The organism is Thermogemmatispora sp., from assembly GCF_042408735.1.
Lineage (GTDB): Bacteria > Chloroflexota > Ktedonobacteria > Ktedonobacterales > Ktedonobacteraceae > Thermogemmatispora.
Genome location: NZ_JBHOQV010000175.1, coordinates 1 through 1,130, shown reverse-complemented (window position 1 = coordinate 1,130; position 1,130 = coordinate 1). Strand labels below are relative to the sequence as shown.

At 63.5% G+C, this 1,130-nt stretch carries 2 protein-coding genes; both read right to left on the bottom strand.

Features of this window, described 5'->3' with window-relative positions; genetic code table 11:
* Nucleotides 1-459: class I SAM-dependent methyltransferase (locus ACFMO7_RS18860; protein ID WP_376797037.1), on the bottom strand; the 459-nt coding region annotated here is incomplete at its 3' end.
* A gap of 482 nt (nucleotides 460-941) precedes the next feature.
* On the bottom strand, nucleotides 942-1,130 hold a 189-nt coding region (locus ACFMO7_RS18855; RefSeq protein WP_376797036.1), incomplete at its 5' end, for a class I SAM-dependent methyltransferase.

The following is a 1,130-nucleotide window of genomic DNA, read 5'->3' as shown; positions in this document are numbered from 1 at the left end:
CTCGGTGAGGCGTATGATGCCGCCGGGCTTGAGGAGTCGATGGCATTCGGCCAGGAGGCGCGGCCAGGCCGCCGGCAGCATAAAGCCACATAGCAGCCGCCCGTTGATGAGATCGAAGGAGGCGTCGGGCCAGTCCAGCCGCTCCATGACGTTCATCACTGCAAAGTGCACGTTCTCCAGTCCACGCGACTGGGCCTGGGCGCGAGCATACTCGATCGCCTGCCGGCTGATGTCGACGCCGATGACCTCGGCGCGGGGATACTGGAAGGCCAGCTCCAGGGCCCAGCCGCCCGGGCCGCAGGCCAGATCGAGCACGCGCCCCTGTGGTGGGAGGCTGAGGCCCTCCTCTGGGAGCAGGCCGCCCATGCCCTCGGTGAGGAGGCGATCCTGTTGCATGAGGCGCGCCAGCTCACCGGCGTTTTCGGGATCAATCACATAAGTGTTTCTGGGTTCATCCATAGATCCTCCATGAAGTTGACAGGCTGAATGTGCCGGAGAGCGCAGGTCTGGGGGAGGCTCTTCTCCCAGGGGATGACCGACTGGGCCGTGTGTCAGCCTCCTCAGGTGTCCGCTCCTCCAGTCTCACTGACACCGCTATCCCCGGTTTTGCACCTCAAACCGTCAATAGATGCCAGAGGGCGCAGAAATCTTCCCGCTGCATCTCTGCGACGGCTTGCTGATAGAGGCGCTGCGGCTCTTCCTGACTCGCCACCCGTACCTTGATTAAGAAACTCCTGCAGTAGCTCCGAGCCAATGACGCTGTCCTTAAAGACAGCGTCATGCCGCTCAGCTCCCATCGACCATTCGATCACGCTGGTCCGGAGCCGTCCGTTCTCAAAGCCCGCCTTTCTCACCGGGCGCGGCAGGGCTGACGTGATGCCAAAGTGGCGCCCGTCGGGCGAGAAGCTCTGACCGGCCCGCCGAAGAGCCTGGGACATCGATCACATCCAGGTTTCATAAGCCGCGCTGATGGTAAGCATAGGCTCCACCTCGGTGAGGCGTATGATGCCGCCGGGCTTGAGGAGTCGATGGCATTCGGCCAGGAGGCGCGGCCAGGCCGCCGGCAGCATAAAGCCACATAGCAGCCGCCCGTTGATGAGATCGAAGGAGGCGTCGGGCCAGTCCAGCCG